The 17,754-nt window shown below is 67.8% G+C and carries 17 protein-coding genes and 1 pseudogene; 7 read left to right on the top strand and 11 right to left on the bottom strand.

Annotated elements, in window-relative coordinates; translation table 11 throughout:
- From ACWGJM_RS36110 to ACWGJM_RS36095, 4 genes and pseudogenes are all read right to left on the bottom strand, one after another.
- Positions 1 to 230, bottom strand: a pseudogene (locus ACWGJM_RS36110) (sugar phosphate isomerase/epimerase); the annotation flags it as partial.
- A complete protein-coding gene (locus tag ACWGJM_RS36105; RefSeq protein ID WP_453415991.1) occupies positions 227 to 601 on the bottom strand; it encodes an SDR family NAD(P)-dependent oxidoreductase in 375 nt (124 codons plus the stop codon). The pseudogene ACWGJM_RS36110 and the gene ACWGJM_RS36105, both read right to left, overlap by 4 nt.
- Positions 598 to 1,611, bottom strand: a complete 1,014-nt coding sequence (locus tag ACWGJM_RS36100) for a sugar phosphate isomerase/epimerase family protein (protein ID WP_453415990.1) — start codon at positions 1,609 to 1,611, stop codon at positions 598 to 600. The genes ACWGJM_RS36105 and ACWGJM_RS36100 overlap by 4 nt, the downstream gene beginning before the upstream one ends.
- A 55-nt stretch (positions 1,612 to 1,666) precedes the next feature.
- Positions 1,667 to 2,848: a Gfo/Idh/MocA family protein gene (locus ACWGJM_RS36095; RefSeq protein ID WP_453415989.1), complete on the bottom strand. Its 1,182-nt coding sequence runs from the start codon at positions 2,846 to 2,848 to the stop codon at positions 1,667 to 1,669.
- A gap of 190 nt (positions 2,849 to 3,038) precedes the next feature.
- Between ACWGJM_RS36095 and ACWGJM_RS36090 the strand changes: the two genes are divergently transcribed.
- From ACWGJM_RS36090 to ACWGJM_RS36075, 4 genes are all read left to right on the top strand, one after another.
- Entirely contained in the window at positions 3,039 to 4,076 is a 1,038-nt protein-coding gene (locus ACWGJM_RS36090; RefSeq protein WP_453415988.1) for a LacI family DNA-binding transcriptional regulator, read from the top strand.
- A 391-nt stretch (positions 4,077 to 4,467) separates the two neighbouring features.
- Positions 4,468 to 5,556 (top strand): sugar ABC transporter substrate-binding protein, encoded by a 1,089-nt coding sequence (locus ACWGJM_RS36085; protein ID WP_453415987.1) that lies wholly within the window; start codon positions 4,468 to 4,470, stop codon positions 5,554 to 5,556.
- Positions 5,557 to 5,652: 96 nt separating this feature from the next.
- Positions 5,653 to 6,717: an ABC transporter permease gene (locus ACWGJM_RS36080; protein ID WP_453415986.1), complete on the top strand. Its 1,065-nt coding sequence runs from the start codon at positions 5,653 to 5,655 to the stop codon at positions 6,715 to 6,717.
- Positions 6,718 to 6,719: 2 nt separating this feature from the next.
- The gene (locus tag ACWGJM_RS36075; protein ID WP_453415985.1) at positions 6,720 to 7,511 is read left to right on the top strand and encodes an ATP-binding cassette domain-containing protein; all 792 of its coding nucleotides are present in this window, start codon (positions 6,720 to 6,722) and stop codon (positions 7,509 to 7,511) included.
- Positions 7,512 to 7,677: 166 nt separating this feature from the next.
- On the opposite strand, the gene ACWGJM_RS36070 is transcribed toward ACWGJM_RS36075, so the two are convergent.
- Positions 7,678 to 8,694: a Gfo/Idh/MocA family protein gene (locus ACWGJM_RS36070; RefSeq protein WP_453415984.1), complete on the bottom strand. Its 1,017-nt coding sequence runs from the start codon at positions 8,692 to 8,694 to the stop codon at positions 7,678 to 7,680.
- 473 nt (positions 8,695 to 9,167) lie between these two features.
- On the opposite strand from ACWGJM_RS36070, the gene ACWGJM_RS36065 reads away from it, so the two are divergent.
- Both ACWGJM_RS36065 and ACWGJM_RS36060 read left to right on the top strand, forming a co-directional pair.
- The gene (locus tag ACWGJM_RS36065; protein WP_453415983.1) at positions 9,168 to 9,833 is read left to right on the top strand and encodes a TetR/AcrR family transcriptional regulator; all 666 of its coding nucleotides are present in this window, start codon (positions 9,168 to 9,170) and stop codon (positions 9,831 to 9,833) included.
- Between the two features lie 130 nt (positions 9,834 to 9,963).
- Positions 9,964 to 11,166 (top strand): epoxide hydrolase family protein, encoded by a 1,203-nt coding sequence (locus ACWGJM_RS36060; RefSeq protein WP_453415982.1) that lies wholly within the window; start codon positions 9,964 to 9,966, stop codon positions 11,164 to 11,166.
- A 56-nt stretch (positions 11,167 to 11,222) separates the two neighbouring features.
- Here the strand turns inward: ACWGJM_RS36060 and ACWGJM_RS36055 are convergent, their stop codons facing one another.
- Positions 11,223 to 11,699, bottom strand: coding sequence for a MarR family winged helix-turn-helix transcriptional regulator (locus ACWGJM_RS36055; RefSeq protein ID WP_453415981.1), 477 nt, complete (start codon positions 11,697 to 11,699; stop codon positions 11,223 to 11,225).
- Positions 11,700 to 11,989: 290 nt separating this feature from the next.
- On the opposite strand from ACWGJM_RS36055, the gene ACWGJM_RS36050 reads away from it, so the two are divergent.
- Positions 11,990 to 12,403 (top strand): cytidine deaminase family protein, encoded by a 414-nt coding sequence (locus ACWGJM_RS36050; RefSeq protein ID WP_453415980.1) that lies wholly within the window; start codon positions 11,990 to 11,992, stop codon positions 12,401 to 12,403.
- A gap of 8 nt (positions 12,404 to 12,411) precedes the next feature.
- On the opposite strand, the gene ACWGJM_RS36045 is transcribed toward ACWGJM_RS36050, so the two are convergent.
- The 5 genes from ACWGJM_RS36045 to ACWGJM_RS36025 all read right to left on the bottom strand — a co-directional run bounded on the left by ACWGJM_RS36045 (position 12,412) and on the right by ACWGJM_RS36025 (position 17,516).
- Positions 12,412 to 13,401, bottom strand: coding sequence for a zinc-dependent alcohol dehydrogenase family protein (locus ACWGJM_RS36045; protein ID WP_453415979.1), 990 nt, complete (start codon positions 13,399 to 13,401; stop codon positions 12,412 to 12,414).
- Positions 13,398 to 14,189, bottom strand: coding sequence for a carbohydrate ABC transporter permease (locus ACWGJM_RS36040; RefSeq protein WP_453415995.1), 792 nt, complete (start codon positions 14,187 to 14,189; stop codon positions 13,398 to 13,400). The genes ACWGJM_RS36045 and ACWGJM_RS36040 overlap by 4 nt, the downstream gene beginning before the upstream one ends.
- Before the next feature lie 89 nt (positions 14,190 to 14,278).
- Entirely contained in the window at positions 14,279 to 15,238 is a 960-nt protein-coding gene (locus ACWGJM_RS36035) for a carbohydrate ABC transporter permease (protein WP_453415978.1), read from the bottom strand.
- An 81-nt stretch (positions 15,239 to 15,319) separates the two neighbouring features.
- On the bottom strand, positions 15,320 to 16,672 hold the full coding sequence (locus ACWGJM_RS36030; RefSeq protein WP_453415977.1) for an ABC transporter substrate-binding protein: 1,353 nt from the start codon (positions 16,670 to 16,672) through the stop codon (positions 15,320 to 15,322).
- Positions 16,673 to 16,754: 82 nt separating this feature from the next.
- Entirely contained in the window at positions 16,755 to 17,516 is a 762-nt protein-coding gene (locus tag ACWGJM_RS36025; protein ID WP_453415976.1) for a DeoR/GlpR family DNA-binding transcription regulator, read from the bottom strand.
- Between the last annotated feature and the right edge of the window lie 238 nt (positions 17,517 to 17,754).

Here is a 17,754-nt window from a genome sequence, read left to right as displayed (position 1 = left end):
CCGGACCAGCGGAACAGGGGCAGCAGTGAGGAGATGCCGACGCCCGCCGCGTCGAGGGCCTTGCGGAACTTGCGGACCGTCGCGTCGTCCACGCGGGGGTGGCGGAAGAACGGGATGAAGTCGTCCCGGGGGGACAGCTCGATCCACTCGTAGCCCAACTCGGCCACGATGGAGGGCAGTTCGAGGAGGGGAGTGTGGCGGATCATGTACGGGTCGAGAGCGATCTTCACGTTGCGTGCTCCTTGGTGGTGTCATCGGCTCTGGGACGCGAGGGACCGCCGTAGTTGCCCCTGTTCCCGGAGTGGGGCGGTCGGGGGAGCTTCGCGGTGAGCCGATGCTCGTGTCGTTGTTGGGCTTGGATGATCGTGGCCACCGCGCCCTTGAGCGCGTCGGAGTCCGTCACGCCGGCGCCGGCCACCTGCACGCGCTCGGAGACGATGCACGCCACGGCCTCTCTCAGTGGCCCAGGACGGTGGCCGAGGACCGCCACGCACGCTCCCCGCTCGAGGAACGCATGTGCGGTCGCCCGGCCGATGCCGGTGCCGGCTTCCGTGACGAAGGCGATCCACCCCTGGTAGGGACAGGTGACCCAGGCGATCATGGCCGTAGCGACTCCTGGAGGGCCGCGTCGGCTGCCTTGAGTACTTCGGCTGCCACGGCGACGCCCTCGACCGGACCGAGTTCGGTGTCCTCGTGCTCGATGTTGACCAGCATGTCCGGGTCGACTTCATGGAGGGCGCGCAGGAACTCGGTCCAGTAGGCGACGTCGTGCCCCTTGCCGAGGGCGACGAAGTCCCACGCGGAGTTCTTGGGCCACTCGTTGGCCCACTCGTCGCCGCCGAGGTTGGTGCGCGGCTCGTCGGGGGAGAGGCGCCGGAAGCTGTTGTCGAGCACCCCGTTGAGGGCGGCGTGCTCGGCGTTGACACGGACGTCCTTGGCGGCGGCGTGGAAGACGAGCTGGCCGAGGTGGCGGACGACCGTGACGGGGTCCATCTGCTGCCAGAACAGGTGGGAGGCGTCCAGTTCGACGCCCACGTGGGTGGCGCCGGTGAGGTCGATGAGCTTGTGCACGTCGGCGGAGTTGAACACGACGTTCTGCGGGTGCAGCTCCAGGGCGACCTTGACGTCGTGGTCACGGGCGAGCCGGTCGGTCTCGCGCCAGAAGTCCGCGACGATCTTCCATTGGTGATCCAGCACGTCCAGCGCCGCGGAGTTCCACGCGTTGACGATCCAGTTCGGGCGGGACGCGCCCGGTTCACCGCCGGGCAGGCCGGACATGGTCACGAGGCGGTGCTGTCCGAGCCGCTCGGCGAGGCGGATGGAGCGGCGGATGTCCTCGGCGTGCTTCTCGCCGATGGCGGCGTTCGGGTGCAGCGGGTTGCCGTTGGCGTTGAGGCCGGCGATGGAGACGCCGGTGCCCTCGAAGAGGCCGAGGAAGTCGTCCCTTGCGGTGTCGCTGACGAGGATGTCATCGAACGTCGGCACGTGCACGGCCGGCAGGAAGCCTCCGGTGTTGATCTCGATGCCCGTCAGGCCCAGATCGGCGATGACCTTGATCGCCTCCGGCAGCGGCCGGTCGTGCAGGATGGCGTTGTAGAGCCCCAGCTTCATCTTGTGTTTCCTCAGTCCTTCTTTTCGGCGTCGGGGTGGGGAGAGCCGGGTCGGGTCACTGGATGGTGACGGCTTTGCCGCCGGCGTCGGCGGAGGCGACGATCGCGTCGATGACGCGCAGGTTGTGCAGCCCGTCGGCGAGGGTGGGGCAGGGCGGCTGCCGGTCCAGGCCCGCGATCTGCTCCAGGAAGGCCCGGGCCTGCCAGACGAAGAACTCGTGCTGGCCATGGCCGACGCTGGGGAAGTCCATCGGCAGGCCTCCGGCGATGTAGGGGTGGCGGGGGCCGACCACCACCCGTCGGTAGCCGTCCACAGGCTCGGAGGCCGCCGAGTCCGCGATGGTGAACTCCGCCGGCCGCGACAGTTCGAAGGTCGCCGCGCCTCCCTTCGTGAAGGCCTCGAAGCCGAGGGAGTTGGCCAGACCGCGGGCGATGCGTGAGACGGAGAAGGTGCCGATGGCGCCGGAGGCGAACGTCGCGGTGAAGGTGGCGTTGTCCTCGTTCTCGACGGTTTCACGCTGCTGGCTCACCTGTACATCAGCTGAGTGCCCGACCGCCGTGCCCAACGGCACGGGCCGCTCCTGCACCTGGATGGACAGCACGGCCCCCTGCACGCTCTGCACCGGCCCGCAGAAGTACTCGCCGAGATCGATGAGATGGCTGCCTATGTCCGACAGCGCCCCCGAACCGAGGCCGCCCCGGTAACGCCAGCTCATGGGAGCATCCGGGTTGTGCCCGTAGTCGCACCAGTAGTGCCCGTTGAAGTGCTGGACCGGCCCGAGTGAGCCTTCGAGCACCTGCTGCCGAATGGCGTTGATGGCGGGGGAGCGGCGGAAGGTGAAGCCGGTGGCCGCCACCAGGCCGGTCCCCTCGGCTGCCGTCACCATGGCCTGGGCGTCGGCCACGCTCGGCGCGAGCGGCTTCTCGCACAGTACGTGCTTGCCCGCCGCCAGCAGGGCCTCGACGATCTCGCGGTGCAGGTGGTTGGCGACCACGACGCTGACCGCGTCGATGTCATCGGCTTCGACGATCGCCTGCCAGTCGGTTTCCGCCCGCTCGTAGCCGTAGCGGCGGGCGGCCTCGCGGGCGAAAGGCTCGTGAGCGTCGGCGACGGCGACCAGGCGCACCTCGGGCAGTCCGGCGCCGTAGAGTGTCGCGGCCTGCCGGTAGCCGTTGAGGTGGGCTCGGCCGGCCATTCCGGCTCCGATGACCGCCACCCCGATCGGCCTTGTGCTCATGGTGATTCCTCTCCGGCGCGCCGCTGCACCGTGACTAGGGGGCGTTGGACCGAGCGTCATGGGTTCCGGTTCCGGTTCCGTCCCCGACTCAGTCGTCCGTGACTTTCTTTAAAACGCTTTAAGTGCTGGTACTATCGGCGGCGTCACAGACAGATGTCAAGAGTGTTGCCGCAAATCCACGGGAGGTCGTGTGGACGAGTTCGGCTCCGTTGCCCCTGTGGGCACCAACGGTGCGATTCCGCGTCCCCGGCTGGAGGACGTCGCCGCGCGCGTCGGCCTGTCCACGGCGTCGGTGTCGCTGGTACTGCGCAATGCGCCCGGTCCCAGTGAACGCACCAGGCAGCGCGTGCTGAAGGCGGCCGCCGACCTCGGCTACCGTCCCGACCGTACCGCCAGCGCCCTGGCCAGCAGGCGCAGCCGGCTGCTCGGCGTCATGATCGACGTCCACAGTGCCTTCCAGGCCGAGTTGGTCGAGCATCTGCACACGGCTGCCGAGGAGATCGGCTACGACCTCGTCCTGAGCACCCAGACCCGGACCCGCGACGAGAACGCGGCCATCGAGACGCTCCTGGCCTTCCGGTGTGAGGCGCTGATCCTCATCGGCCCGGTGGCCCCCGCCTCCGCCCTCGCCGAACTCGACCGCAAGGCGCCGGTCATCTCGGTGGGTCGCCGGATCACCGGAGCCGGTCTCGACGTCGTACGCAGCGCTGACGACGCCGGAGTCGGTCAGATCGTCGACCACCTGGTGGGTCTCGGTCACCGTGCGATCGTCTACGTCGACGGTGGCAAGGGTGTCATCGCGACCGACCGTCGCCGCGGATACCGGGGCGCCATGCGCCGCCATGGTCTCGACGCGCAGATCAGGATCCTCCACGGGGACCTCACCGAGGAGGCCGGGGACAAGGCCGGCCGGCATCTCCTTGGCGACGGCGATCTGCCGACTGCCGTCGTGACGTTCAATGACCGCAGCGCCGTCGGCCTGCTCACCGCCTTCCAGCGGGCAGGGGTCGATGTCCCCGGTGCCGTCTCCGTCGCAGGCTATGACGACGACACCCTGTCCCGGCTGACCTGCTTCGATCTGACCACGGTGAGCCAGAACGCCGAGGAGCAGGCCCGTCAGGCCGTCCTGGTCGCTGTCGAACGCCTCGATCGGGGCCGCACCGTGCCCCGCGAGATCGTCCTCGCCCCCTCCCTCGTCGTTCGCGGGACCACGGCGCGGCCGCGCTGATCCCGTCGAACCACTCTGCGTGAGGTGTGCGTGGTGCCTCACCGGTCGCGAGGTGCGGCCGCGCGGGCGCTAAATGCGTGGCCGATACAGCTTTTCGCGGACGGGATAACGGCAGCGTTTCCATTTGTGAGCAGAGTCTTGACACCTTTCCGAAACAGAAGCATGCTCTGGCCACCGCTTAAAGCGATTTAAAGGATCGTGGAACCTTAAGCACCACTCAGTGTCCGGCGTTGCGGTGATCGGCGCCCCAACACCCCCGCGACGAGCCGTTCCGCTCATCGCCGACACTTGCGCATTCGTGCGGCCCGCTTCGCATACACCACCACACCTCGAGACAGGCCAGGCCCTGATTGCGCCCCGCCTGGCATCACACGAAGGAGCACCCCAGCACATGGAACGCACGCAAACCCGGCGGCTTTCCGGTCGTCGTCTCTCCAGAAGAGGCCTGACCGTGGTGAGCCTGCTCGCCATGGCGGCCACCGCGCTGACCGGGTGTGCCAGCGGCAAGTCCTCAGGCGGCGACGGGGGGCAGTCCACGGCGCCGGCCGGGGGCGGAGCGGCCGCCACCAAGAGCAACGGCAAGAACTCCATCATCGTCATCGGCGGCAAGTCGGACGACCCGTTCTTCTCCGCGGTCAAGCGTGGTGTCGAGGACGCGACAAAGCTGGTGAAGGCGGGTGGCGGCAAGGTCACCTACCTCGGCCCGGCGAACTACGACAACCTCGGCCCCGACGTCGCGAAGCTGACGCAGACGGCCATATCGCAGAACCCGTCGGCGATCCTGGTGCCGGACTGGGTGCCCGGGAACCAGGACTCCGCGATCAAGCAGGCCATCGCCAAGGGCATCACGGTGTTCATCTACAACTCCGGTGGCGTCGAGGCGGCCAAGAAGGTCGGCGCCGTCAAGTACATCGGCTCCGACGACTACGAGGCGGGCAAGGCCGGCGGCGTCAAGTTCGCCGAAGAGGGCGCCAAGCACATCCTGTGCGTCAACACCGTGCCCGGCTCCGCCAACCAGGAGGCCCGCTGCAAGGGCATCAAGGACGGCGCCACGAGCAAGGGCTCCTCGTCCAAGCAACTCCCACTGCCGTCCTCCAACTTCGGCAACCCGTCCGCCGTCACGCAGGCGATCAAGGGCGCGCTGCTGAAGGACAGCAGCATCGACGCCGTGGTGACGATCGGCGTCGGGGACGCGGACAGCGCCGCCGCCGCGATCAAGCAGGCAGGTGTCGGAAGCAAGGTCAAGCTGGGGACCTTCGACCTCTCGCAGAGCCAGCTCGACCGGATCAAGGCCGGCAACCAGCTGTTCGCCATCGACCAGCAGCCCTACCTTCAGGGCTTCTACGTCGTCTCGGTCGCCAACCAGTACCTGTCCTACGGCGTGCTCCCGCCGCAGAACCCGCTGCTGACCGGACCTCTCCTGGTCACCAAGGACAACGTCGACGCGGCGCTCGCCGGCGCCAAGGCCGGCGTCCGCTGACCCACCCGACGGTGCCGGGTCCGGCCCGGGCCCGGCACCCCCTCCCTCAGTCCTGCCTCGCAGCACATCCGGATCCACGAAGGTGACACCATTCCGATGACAACCTCACTTCCCGACATGACGGCCGGGACGAAGCCCGCCGTCGTCCCGCCGAAGCAGTCCGAGAGCCGGCTGAGTCAGCTGTGGCACCGTCCCGAGGCCGGTGCGCTCATCGGAACGATCAGTGTCTTCGTCTTCTTCGCGATCTTCGGCGGGGAGAAGTTCCTCGCTCCCTCGGGCGCGGCGAGCTGGCTGAACATCGCCGCCGAGCTCGGCATCATCGCCATCCCGGTGGGGCTGTTGATGATCGCCGGTGAACTGGACGTGTCCGTGGGCTCGGTGCTCGCGGGCAGTTCGATGACGCTGGCCATCGTCTCCGGGTACTGGGGCGCCCCGATGATCGTCGGTATCGTGTGCGCGCTCGGCCTGGGTCTGCTCACGGGTCTCCTGAACGGGATCATCGTCACCCGGACCAACGTCCATTCCCTGATCGTCACGCTGGCCACGCTGTCCGGCATGGCCGGTCTCACCCTGGGTCTCTCCCGTGTCACGACCGGCACCACGAGTGTTCCCATCAGTCCCGATCCGCTGTCGAAGTCGCTGTTCGGGCAGTTGATCGGCGGCCAGTTCGAGGTCGCGATCTTCTGGTGGATCGGTCTGGCGGTGCTGGTCGCGGTGATGCTTCAGGCGATGAAGTACGGCAACTGGATCTTCGCGATCGGCGGTGACAAGGAGAGCGCCCGCGCCACCGGCATCCCGGTCAACCGCGTCAAGATCGCTCTGTACATGGCCAGCGGCTTCGGTGCCGCTCTGGTCGGGGTGATCCAGACGATCCTCTACAACGGTGCGCAGGTGGCCAACGGCCAGTCGTTCGTCTTCAACTCCATCATCGCGGTGGTCATCGGCGGTGTTCTGCTCACGGGCGGTTACGGTTCGGTCTTCGGTGTGGTGCTGGGGACGCTGACGTTCGCGATCGTCAACCAGGGCATCTACTACACCGGTTGGAACTCCGACTGGGCCAGTCTGATCCTCGGCGTCCTGATCCTGACCGCGGTGCTGATGAACAACACCTTCCGCCGTCTGGCCCTGTCCTACAAGCCCCGCACCGCGAAGAAGGCCTGACCATGACCACCCCTCTGCTCCGTCTGACCGATGTCAGCAAGTCTTTCCTGGGTACCCATGCGTTGCAGGACATCTCGCTTGAGGTGGAGGCCGGGAAGGTGCTGTGCCTGCTCGGCGACAACGGCGCCGGCAAGTCCACCCTCATCAAGATCCTCTCCGGGTTCCACAAGCCCACCACCGGCACCATCGAGGTCAACGGCCAGCCGGTCACGTTCGACAGTCCCCGCGACGCCAGTGCCGAGGGCATCGCCACGGTGCACCAGTTCGGCGGGACGTTCCCCCTGATGGGCGTGGGCCGCTGTTTCTTCGTCGGTGCCGAGCCCACCAGGGGTTTCGGTCCGTTCAAGCTGTTCGACAAGAAGCTGGCCGGTGAGATCGCCGTACGCGAGATGCAGTCGCTGGGGATCACGCGGGTCACCGACGGCAACCGCCTGGTCGGCAGCCTGTCCGGCGGTGAACGCCAGGCCCTGGCGATCGCGCGGGCCGTGTACTTCGGGGCCAACGTCCTCATCCTCGACGAACCGACTGCCGCGCTCGGGGTCAAGGAGGCCTCCCACGTGCTGCGGATCATCATGCAGGCGCGGGCCAAGGGCGTGGCGGTCATCCTCGTCACCCACAACGTCCGGCACGCCATGATGGTCGGTGACCACTTCGCGGTCCTCATCCGCGGCCAGAAGGCGGACGACTTCCGCAAGGGCGAACGCACCCGGGAAGAGATCACCGACCTCATGGCCGGCGGCGAAGCCATGGCCGACCTCGAAGCCGAACTCACCCAGCTCCAGGCCGACGCCTGATCGTCCCGCGGCCTCCCACGCCGAGAGCCGCCCAGGGCACCAGCCCGGGGCGGCTCTCGGCGTGCGGGACACCAACTCGTTCCGACCACCTCGACGGGTGAAAAAGCATCGGCCGTCCGCTTCCAGGAGCGGACGGCCGAGCGGTGTCCTTCTTGTCAGTCGGCCTTCACGCGGTGCCGCCGTAGAAGGCGGGCCGGGGCTTCATGTCCGTCGCCACGATGCGGCCCGACTGCCGTGCCTCGACCGTGGCGTTGGAGATGACGGTCGCGGCGTAGCCGTCCCAGGCGGACGGGCCCGTGGGCTCCCCGCCCGCCGCGATGTTCGCGATCCATTCGCGGAACTCGGTGTCGAAGGCGTCCACGAAGCGGCCCACCCAGTCCGTGAGGACCGCCGTGCTGTGCTGCCCGGCGGTGCGCACGCCGACCGCGGCGGGGTCGGGCAGCCGGACGAGGCCCTCCTCACCGACGGTCTCGCACTGGATGTCGTAGCCGTACTGGCAGTTGACGAAGACCTCGAGATCGATGCGGATGCCCTTCGCGGTCTCGAAGAGCATGACCTGGGGGTCCTTCAGGTGCGGATACCGACGGCTCGTGGAGCGCGGCAGAACCACCTGGGCGGACACGATCTCGTCGTCGAGGAGCCAGCGGAGGACGTCGATCTCGTGCACCGCCGAGTCGAGCGCGGCCATGTCGGTGTGGTACGACTCGGGCACGGTCGGGTTGCGGTGGGCGCAGTGCACCACCAGCGGCTCACCGATCCGGCCGGAGTCGATGACCTGCTTCATCTGGCGGTAGCCGGGGTCGTAGCGGCGCATGAAACCGACCTGGACGAGACGGCGGCCGTGGGCGCGCTCGGCGTCGACGATGCGCAGACAGTCCTCCGCGGTCGTCGCGAGGGGCTTCTCGCAGAACACCGGCTTCCCTGCCGCGATGGCGTTCAGCACGTGCTCGGCGTGGGTGGGGCCCCATGAGGTGACGAGCACGGCGTCCACGTCGTCCGCCGCGATCAACTCGGCTCCGTCTGACAGCACTCGGGCGCCTGCCTGGGCGGCCGCCTCCGCGGCGCGAGCGGCGTCGATGTCGGTGACCGCGGTCACCTGGGCGCCGGTCACGGTCTCCGTCAGCCGGCGGATGTGTTCCTGACCGATCCAGCCGGCCCCGATCACTCCTACGCGCACAGTCATGAGTGTTCCTATTCCTTGAGCTCCAGAGACCCCGGGATGGAGACAGTGGTGAGACTTAGAGCGCTTTAAAAGCGTGCTCTAAAGCGAGAACGATGCCGCCAGGAAAATGTCATGTCAATAGGTTGTTGCGGTGGGGTTTACGCAGACCGTGCCGTCGAGCCGCGCGTAAGGCTCGGCCCCGGTCTCGAAGACGAGCGCGGGGGACAGTCTGCGTCCGACCGTGGCCGTCGGGACGCCTGATCGGGCGCACGGCGCCGCCGGGTCGAAGTGGAACCGTTCGCCTGCGCTGAGGCCGTCTTCGAAGGTGAGGGCCGCAGGGCGGCGGGTACGTCCTGCCGGCTCTTCGCCGCAGTGAGCGCGTGAGCCAGCTCGAACATGTGCTGTTTGTCCATGAACACGCTTCCCCGAGTGCTTGAACTGAACGTACGATCGGTCGTATGTTTTGGGTGGGCGCGTATGACAGGATGGAGCCGATGAACGAGCAGTCAGGGCGCCGGGGTCCACAAGCGGTCCCGGCCGCAGTGGAAGCGGCGGACGAGTCCGTGTCGGATCAGCGCATCCTCCGGGGGGTCCGGGCCCGGCGCAGGATCGCGCGGCACGGTGTGGATGTCGCGTCGCTCGAGGGGCTGGACGGGCTCAGCATCGGCCGCCTGGCCGCTGACCTGGAACTGAGCAAGAGCGGCGTCCAGACGCTGTTCAAGACCAAGGAGAACTTGCAGCTCGCGGTCGCGGAGTCGGCGCGCACGGAGTTCACCGAAGCGGTCGTGCGCCCCGCGCAGGCCGCGGAACCGGGCGCCGCGCGGCTCCGCGCGCTGACGGAACGGTGGATCTCCTACGCCGAGACACCGCTGTTCGCCGGCGGCTGCTTCTGGGCGGCCAGCCTCCCGGAGTTCGACAGTCGGCCCGGCATGGTCCGTGACGCCCTGCTGCTCCACCGCCGCAAATGGCTCGCTCTGCTCGCCGGCGAGCTGCGCCACGCCGTGGACGGGGGAGAGATCGCCGAACTGGACCCAAACCTCACGGCCTTCCAGATCGACGCGGTGCTCATGGCCGCCAACACGGCCTTGCGTCTCGGCGACTCCGACGTGGCCTCGAAGGTGCGCCGTGTCGTCGACGGGTTCCTCGCGTCACCGCACTGACCGCATGCGTCGACGACAGGCGACGCGGTGGCCGACAGCGCGCCCGCCGACAGGAATCTCCGGCGAACGCCACGTCTCGCCACGCAAAATTGCCGATCTAGAATCGCACAGGGAACCTAGGCTGTGCCGAATGACGACATCACCGATCGAGGCGATCCGGCCATTTCGCGTGTCGATCCCGGACAGCGATCTGGACGACCTGCGGGACCGTCTTGACCGCACCCGCTGGCCGGACGAACTGCCGAACGTCGGCTGGGCCTACGGCGTTCCACGTGACTACCTGCGGGAGCTCGCGCACTACTGGCGGCACGAGTACGACTGGCGAGCGGCGGAGAACCGCCTGAACCAGTGGCCGCAGTTCATGACCACGATCGACAGCGCGGATATCCACTTCGCGCACGTCCGTTCACCTGAACCGGATGCCACGCCCCTGATCATCACGCACGGCTGGCCCGGATCCATCGTCGAGTTCGAGCGGATCGCCGGACCTCTCACCGACCCGCGGGCGCATGGCGCCGATCCCGCCGACGCCTTCCACCTGGTTCTTCCGAGCATCCCCGGCTTCGGGTTCTCCGGGCCCACCCGTGAGTCGGGCTGGGAGTACCACCGTGTCGCGGCCGCCTTCGCCGAGTTGATGCGCCGCTTGGGATACGACCGTTACGGGACCCAGGGCGGCGACTGGGGATCAGCCATCTCCCGCGAACTGGGCCGTATCCGCCCTGGCCAGGTCATCGGCGTCCACCTGAACATGATTCCCGGCGCCGGGGCGACGGCCGAGCCGACCGAGGAGGAACTCGCCGCCCTCAGCCCCGCGGAACAGGAGCGCACCTGGGCCTCCTGGGAGCGGATGCAGGCGTGGAGCCGCGAGAAGCAGGGATATGCCGACCTCCAGTCCACGCGTCCGCAGACCCTCGCCTACGCGCTCACCGACTCCCCGATCGGCCAGCTTGCGTGGATCGCCGAGAAGTTCAAGGAGTGGACCGATTCCTCCGACCGGCCCGAGGATGCCGTCGATCGCGACCATCTCCTGACCAACGTGATGCTGTACTGGCTTACCGGGACCGCCGGTTCCTCCGGGCGCATCTACTACGAGCGTGCCCACGCCCCCCACTGGGGGCAGCCGCCCGAGCCCTCGACGGCCCCCACCGCTTTCGCCTCCTTCCCGCAGGAGAACTTCATCGTCCTGCGCCACATCGCCGAACGCACCAACAACATCGTCCGCTGGACGGAGTTCGATCGCGGAGGCCACTTCGCCGCGATGGAGGCGCCCGACCTGCTCATCGGTGACATCCGGGCCTTCTTCCGCAATCTCCGTCACACGACCCGGTCCTGACGAGGCGGCCATCGGCTGCACCCACAACTTGCCGGCCGGCGTCCGGTCCACGGGCGTCAGCCTGTGGGCATGCCGATCTGGTCGCGTTCCAGTAGGGAACGGAGCTGCGTGAGGGCCTGCGCGACGGTCGCCAACGCGGACTCGTCGAGAGTGCCTCCGACCAACTCGGCCAGCCGTTCGGTGAAGGTGTCCTCCGCCGCGTTGGTCAGTTGCAGACCGTCGTCGGTCAAGGCCAGCAGTGATGACCGGCGGTCCGATGGGTTCGGTTGCCGGATGAGCCATCCCTGCCTTTCCAGACGGTCGATGCCTTTGCTGGTCGCTCCGATTCCGATGGCGAACTCGGCAGCGAGGTCCGCCACCCGGGACGCGGGGTGGTCACGCAGGTGGCGCAGGAACTCGAACTGCGAGGTGACGATGCCGTGCCGCTCCCGGAGCCGTTCGTTGAGGGCGTTGTACAGACGTGTCTCACAGCGGACGAGGTCGTCGAAGAGGCCCGTGAGGTCGGCAGCGCCACCGGTCGACTTATATTCCATGGCATATAGTGTACCGGCAGCTATTTACGGTGGGGAGCGTGCATGAGCAGGGAACAGCGGGCGATCATCGACGCGATGCTGCGGCAGCCTGGGCCTGAGGGCCAGGCTCAGCTTGGTGATGCGCAGTTCGGCGCCGTCCGGGATGGCGGCCGTACCCCGCGAGGGGCGGCAGCCGACCCGCCGGAGCGACTCGCCGACACGTCGACCAACACATGGCTGAACCCGATATTCGCTTGCACATCAATGTCACGCGGGTCAAGGTCGTCCGACCCCTGACGAAGGCGGAGAAGATGACCACGCAGACCCAGCATGTCGACCACGAACTCATCCAGGCCGCAGCACACGTCGCGCGCACTCGATGCCGGGGCGACAACCACACCATGGCAGCCGCGGCCCGCGCCCGGGACGGCCGGATCGTCACCGCGGTGAACGCCTACCATTTCACCGGAGGACCCTGCGCCGAGCTGGTCCTCATCGGCGCGGCAGCCGCCCAGGGCGCCTACGACCTGGACACGATCGTCGCCGTGGGCGACCGCGACCGAGGGGTGGTGCCCCCATGCGGCCGGTGCCGTCAAGTCCTCCTCGACTACTTTCCCGCCCTCAAGGTCATCGTCGGTCAAGACGAACGCATCCGAACCGTCCAAATCACCGACTTGCTGCCCGAAAGCTACGTCTGGGCCGACCACCAACTCGAGGCCGAGTAGACCGAAGGTCAGGGCAGCACGACGATCTTGCGTCCCTGGCCGGCGGCGAACCGGTCCAGTGCCTGGGGGTACTCCGCCAGCGGCAGCCGGTGGCTGATGAACACCTGCGGATCGAGTACCCCGGTCGCGAACAGTTCCGCCGCGCGCTCGTAGCTGTGCAGCACTGCCATGGAGCCGGTGATCGTGATCTCTTGGTTGTAGATGCGGTACGGCGAAATGGTGGCCGTCGTCGCGTAGTCGGAGACACCGAACTGCAAAAACGTGCCCGCCTTGGCAACCCGCTCCAGGCCGTCCTGGATGGCCGCGGCGTTGCCGGTCGCGTCGACGACCACGTCCCAGCCGGCCGGCCGCCCCAACTCGTCGGCCGAGAGCGCCGCCTGGGAGCAGCCCAGCTTCTCAGCCGTCGCCAGCCGTTCCGGGTTGACGTCGACGACATCCACCGAAGCGGCACCGGTGCGCTTGGCCAGCTCCAGCATCATCAGGCCCATCGTCCCGCTGCCGTAGATCAGCACATGGGACCCGAGCCTGGTGTTGAGGACGTCGTAGCCGCGCACGGCGCAGGACAGCGGTTCGATCAGCGCCGCGTCCTGGACGTCCACATGGTCCGGCAGCCGCACACAGTTGGCGACGGGCGCCACGGCGTACTCGGCGGCGCCACCCGCGACGGTCACCCCGATCGCCTGCCACCGGTCGCAGAGGTTGTTGCGTCCGGCCCGGCAGTAGCGGCACTCGTTGCAGTACAGCGACGGGTCCACGGCGACCCGGTCGCCGATCGCGAGTTCGGTGACCTCGCGACCGAGGCCGACGACCTCCCCGGCGAACTCGTGGCCCGGCACGACCGGCAGGGTCGGTGCGAACTCGCCCTGAAGGATGTGCAGATCGGTCCCGCACAGCCCGCAGGCCGCCACCTGGACCACGACCTCGCGCGGCCCGGGAGTGGGGTCGGGCACCGTGCTGACGGTGACCTTGCCGGGGGCTTCGATGACAGCGGCTTTCACTTGACTGCTCCTAGGGACAGGCCGCGGACCAGTTTGTCCTGGGCGGCGAAACCGGCGATGAGGACCGGCAGGGAGACCAATGTGGCGGCGGCACACAGCCGGGCGAGGAACAAGCCCTCGCTGGTGATGAAGCCGACGAGGAAGACCGGCGCGGTCGACGCGTTGGTCGCGGTCAGGTTGACGGCGAACATGAACTCGTTCCAGCTGAAGATGAAGCAGATCAGCGAGGTGGCGGCGAGTCCCGGCATGGCGACCGGCGCGACGATCCGCCACAGCACGGTGAGCAGGCCCGCGCCGTCGACCTCGGCGGCCTCCAGGATCTCCTTGGGAACCTCGGCGAGGAACGAGCGCATCATCCACACCGCGATCGGGAGGTTCATGGCGGTGTACAGGACGATCAGCGTCCACACGTTGTCCAGCATCCCGGCGTCCTTGACGATCAGGTACACGGGCAGCAGGGCCGCGATGGCCGGCAGGAACTTGGTGGACAGGAAGAAGAACATCACGTCGGTCCACTTCTCGACCGGCTTGATGGACAGCGCGTAGGCCGTCGGCACCGCCAGGGCGAGCACCAGCAACGTCGAAATGACACTGGCCATGGCCGAGTTGAGGAGGAACGGGGTGATGTCCCGGCTGAACAGCAGTTTGTACTGGTCGAAGGTGAGGGGAGCGAAGGGGGTCGGCGGGTTGGTCGCCGCGTCCGCCTCCTGGTGGAAGGAGGTGAGCACCATCCACGCCACCGGCGCGAAGAACGCCAGCGTGGCGAGCCAGGCGACGAAGGTCCACATCGGCGACAGCTTCGGCGCACCGCCGTGGTCGTCGCGGCGGCGGATGAGGTTCTTCAGCCTCGCGCCCGGCGTGGTGACGGCTGCTTGAGTCATCGGGACACCTCCTCGCGGAACAGCGACGCGATGGTGCGCAGCGCGAAGGTCGCGATCACGATCGAGCCGAGCACGACGACCACCCCGGCGGCGGCCGCCTGGCCGTACTCGTACTTGCGGAACATGGTCAGGTAGATCTCGTAGGGCAGGTTGGTCGTCTGGGAGCCGGGGCCGCCCTGGGTAATGGTGTAGACCGCGTCGAAGGTCTGCACGACGTAGATCGTGCCGAGCAGGATGCCCAGCTCGATGTACTGGCGCAGGTGCGGCAGGGTGATGTGGCGGAAGGTCGCCATGGCGGACGCCCCGTCGACGCGGGCCGCCTCCAGGACGTCACCGGGCTGCGCCTGTAGACCGGCCAGGAGGATCAGCATCATGAAGGGGGTCCACTGCCAGACCAGCGAGACCACGACGGCGGGCATGGGATAGGAGGACACCCAGTCGATCGTGGGTCCGTTGGCGGCTCCGAAGAGCCGGTACACGGCGTTGAGGGTGCCGTTGAGCAGGCCGTAGTCGGGGTTGTAGATGGCGTGCTTCCACAGCAGCGCCGCGGCGACCGGCATGACGAGGAACGGCGCTATGAGCATCGTCCGGGCCAGACCGCGGCCGATGAACCGGCGGTCGAGCAGCATCGCGAGACCGAGGCCGAGGACCACGCTGATGAGCACCACCGACGCGGTCAGTACGACGGTGTTGAGCACCGCTGTACGCAGCCGCTCGTCGGTGAAGACGAACGTGAAGTTGGACAGGCCGATGAAGTGCCGGTCGCCCGGCTTGAGGATGTTCCACTGGAAGGTGGAGATGACGAGCGTGGCCACGAAGGGCAGCTGCGTGACGATGATCGTGAAGATCAGCGCCGGCAGCAGCGGCACGCGGCGCCGCCACTTGCTGACGCCGGCGGATGTGCGCGGGCGGCTGGGCGGTGGTGCTGTCTTGGGAGGAGCGGTGAGCGCGGTCATGGTGATTCCTCTGCCGGTGACGGCCGGGGTGGGGGAGGGGTGCCCGGCCGGGGGGAGGGCCGGCCGGGCGGTTCGTGCGGGTCACTGGTAGTTCTTGGCGACGTCCTCGGCGAGCTTCTGGCCGTCGTTCAGCGCCTTGTCCACGCTGGTCTTGCCGGCTATGGCGGCGGAGATCTCCTGGGTGACCTTGGTCCCCAGGTCCTGGAACTCGGGGATGGCCACGTACTGGATGCCCACGGTCGGCCTGGGCTGGACGCCCGGGTTGGCCGGGTCGGCGCCCTCGATCGACTTCAGGGTGATGTCACCGAACGATCCGGCGGCCTTCTGGTACTGCGGGATGTCGTACGTGCTGGTCCGCTTGCCGGCCGGGACGCGCGCCCAGCCGAGCTTCTCGCCCACCAACTTCTCGTACTTCTTGCTGGAGGCCCACAGCATGAACTTCGAGGCGGCGTCGGCCTTCTTCGTGGTCTTGGGCATGGCCCAGGCCCAACTCCACAGCCAGCCGCTGCTCTTGGTCTCGACGGTCGGCGCGTAGGCGTAGCCGACATGGCCGGCGATCTTGCTGGAGGCGGAGTCTTCCAGTGATCCGGCGGCGCTGGTCGCGTCGTACCACATGGCGACCTTCTTCTGGCTCATGGCGTTCAGGCACTCGGTGAAGCCGGACTGCGCCGCTCCCGCCTCACCGTGCTGCTTGACCAGGTTGACGTAGAAATTGGTCGCCTTCTTGAACGCCGGGCTGTTGACCTGAGCCTTCCAGTCCTTGGTGAACCAGGTGCCGCCGAAGGTGTTGACCACGGACGTCAGCGGCGCCCCGAGCTCGCCCCAGCCGGCCAGACCGCGCAGGCAGATGCCTCGCATGCCGGGCTCGGCGCCGTCGGCCTTGGCCGCGATGCCGGCGATCTGCTGCCAGGTCGGGTGCTCGGGCACCGTGATGCCCTTCGCCTTCATGACGTCCTTGTTGTACATGAGGAAGGACGACTCGCCGTAGAACGGCAGGGCGTAGAGGTTGCCGTCGGAGCCTGACAGGGATGTGACCATCGGCTTGAGCAGGTCGGCCTTGTCGAAGGTTGCGTCCTTGTCGGCGTAGGAGCCGAGTTCGTGCAGCCAGCCGTTCTTCTGCCAGATGGGCACCTCGTAGGCGCCGATGGTGGCGACGTCGTACTGGCCGGCCTGGGTGGCGATGTCCTGGGTGACTTTGTCGCGCAGCTCGTTCTCGGGAAGGATCGTGAAGTTCACCTTGATGCCGGTGTCCTTGGTGAAGGTGTCCTTCGTGAGCTTCGCGATGTCCTCCATCTGCGGGTTGCCGACCATCAGCACGTTGATGCTCTTGCCGCTGCCGGAGCTGCCGGAGCCGCCGGCCCCGCTACAGCCGACCAGCAGTGAGCCCGCGGCCGTGGCCGTGACGAGGACATGGGTCATTCTTCGTGTGCGCATGACTGACTCCAGTGGGTGTTTCGAGGCGTGGGGAACCAGGCCCCGGACGTGCGGGGTGGCGGGATATGGAATGAACTGCGGCTCAGACGCGGATGACTTCGGGGCCCAGCAGCGAGTAGCGGTGTGCCTCGGAGGCGGGCAGTCCGGCGTCGGTGACGATCGCCTCGAACTCTGTGACGTCCGCGAACCGGCAGAAACTCACGGCACCGAACTTCGTATGGACCCCGGAGAACACCCGGCGTCTGGCGGCCCTGAGCACCTGGGCCTTGACCTCGCTGACGGCGGGATCCGGCGTGGTGAGTCCGTACTCGCGGGAGATGCCGTTCGCGCCGACGTACGCCAGGTCGATGACGAAGCCGGACAGCATGCGGGTCGCCCAGTGGCCGATCGTGGCCAGCGTCCCGCCACGCACCCGGCCGCCGAGCAGCAGCACGGTGATGTTCTGGGCGGAAGCCAGGTCACCTGCGGTGGCAAGCGAGGAGGTGACCACGGTCAGTGGCCGGTCGCGGGGCAGGGCGGCGGCGATGAGCTGCGGGGTGTAGCCCTCGTCGATGAAGACGGTCTCGGCGTCCCCGAGCAGTGTGGCCGCGGCGGCCGCGATCCGGGACTTCTCGGGGACGTGCATGGTGGTGCGGAAGGCGAGCGTGGTCTCGAAGCCCGCGCTCTCCACGGGATGGGCGCCGCCGTGGGTACGCCGGACCAGCCCGTGCTCCTCCAGCAGGTTCAGATCGCGCCTCACGGTCTCCTTGGAGACCCCGAGGCCGGCGGCGAGCTTTCCGACGTCCACACTTCCAAAACGACGTGTTGTTTCCAAGATTCCACGTCTTCGCTCCTCGGCGTCCACGGCGACACCTCCGTTTCACGGCTCTGCGCGTTGTGCCTGCGCCGGCTCATTCACGGAGCCCGACCCGTCGGGGCCCCGGTGGCCAAATTTCTACAAGGCGATTGCCCCTGCTGAACAGGTTCGCCGTAGAGCAGTTCATGACCGAATGTGCCCGATTTCCGGAGTGGGGAGCCCCTGGATGACGCGGCGGAGTGCCCCACGGCGTGGGAGGCTGCTGCCCGCTCGCCGACCGATGTGT

Source organism: Streptomyces sp. NPDC054834, from assembly GCF_053611185.1.
Note: the sequence above shows the minus strand (reverse complement) of the source record. Positions and strands in the feature narration are given on the sequence as shown.

Excerpts from the sequence above, each read along its gene's own strand:
- ACWGJM_RS36095 (WP_453415989.1), bottom strand. The coding sequence starts at position 2,848 with ATGAGCACAAGGCCGATCGGGGTGGCGGTCATCGGAGCCGGAATGGCC.
- ACWGJM_RS36035 (WP_453415978.1), bottom strand. The coding sequence starts at position 15,238 with ATGACCGCGCTCACCGCTCCTCCCAAGACAGCACCACCGCCCAGCCGC.
- ACWGJM_RS36075 (WP_453415985.1), top strand. The coding sequence starts at position 6,720 with ATGACCACCCCTCTGCTCCGTCTGACCGATGTCAGCAAGTCTTTCCTG.
- ACWGJM_RS36100 (WP_453415990.1), bottom strand. The coding sequence starts at position 1,611 with ATGAAGCTGGGGCTCTACAACGCCATCCTGCACGACCGGCCGCTGCCG.
- ACWGJM_RS36050 (WP_453415980.1), top strand. The coding sequence starts at position 11,990 with ATGACCACGCAGACCCAGCATGTCGACCACGAACTCATCCAGGCCGCA.
- ACWGJM_RS36070 (WP_453415984.1), bottom strand. The coding sequence starts at position 8,694 with ATGACTGTGCGCGTAGGAGTGATCGGGGCCGGCTGGATCGGTCAGGAA.
- ACWGJM_RS36065 (WP_453415983.1), top strand. The coding sequence starts at position 9,168 with ATGAACGAGCAGTCAGGGCGCCGGGGTCCACAAGCGGTCCCGGCCGCA.
- ACWGJM_RS36060 (WP_453415982.1), top strand. The coding sequence starts at position 9,964 with ATGACGACATCACCGATCGAGGCGATCCGGCCATTTCGCGTGTCGATC.
- ACWGJM_RS36030 (WP_453415977.1), bottom strand. The coding sequence starts at position 16,672 with ATGCGCACACGAAGAATGACCCATGTCCTCGTCACGGCCACGGCCGCG.
- ACWGJM_RS36040 (WP_453415995.1), bottom strand. The coding sequence starts at position 14,189 with ATGTGGACCTTCGTCGCCTGGCTCGCCACGCTGGCGTTCTTCGCGCCG.
- ACWGJM_RS36105 (WP_453415991.1), bottom strand. The coding sequence starts at position 601 with ATGATCGCCTGGGTCACCTGTCCCTACCAGGGGTGGATCGCCTTCGTC.
- ACWGJM_RS36080 (WP_453415986.1), top strand. The coding sequence starts at position 5,653 with ATGACAACCTCACTTCCCGACATGACGGCCGGGACGAAGCCCGCCGTC.
- ACWGJM_RS36055 (WP_453415981.1), bottom strand. The coding sequence starts at position 11,699 with ATGGAATATAAGTCGACCGGTGGCGCTGCCGACCTCACGGGCCTCTTC.
- ACWGJM_RS36085 (WP_453415987.1), top strand. The coding sequence starts at position 4,468 with ATGGAACGCACGCAAACCCGGCGGCTTTCCGGTCGTCGTCTCTCCAGA.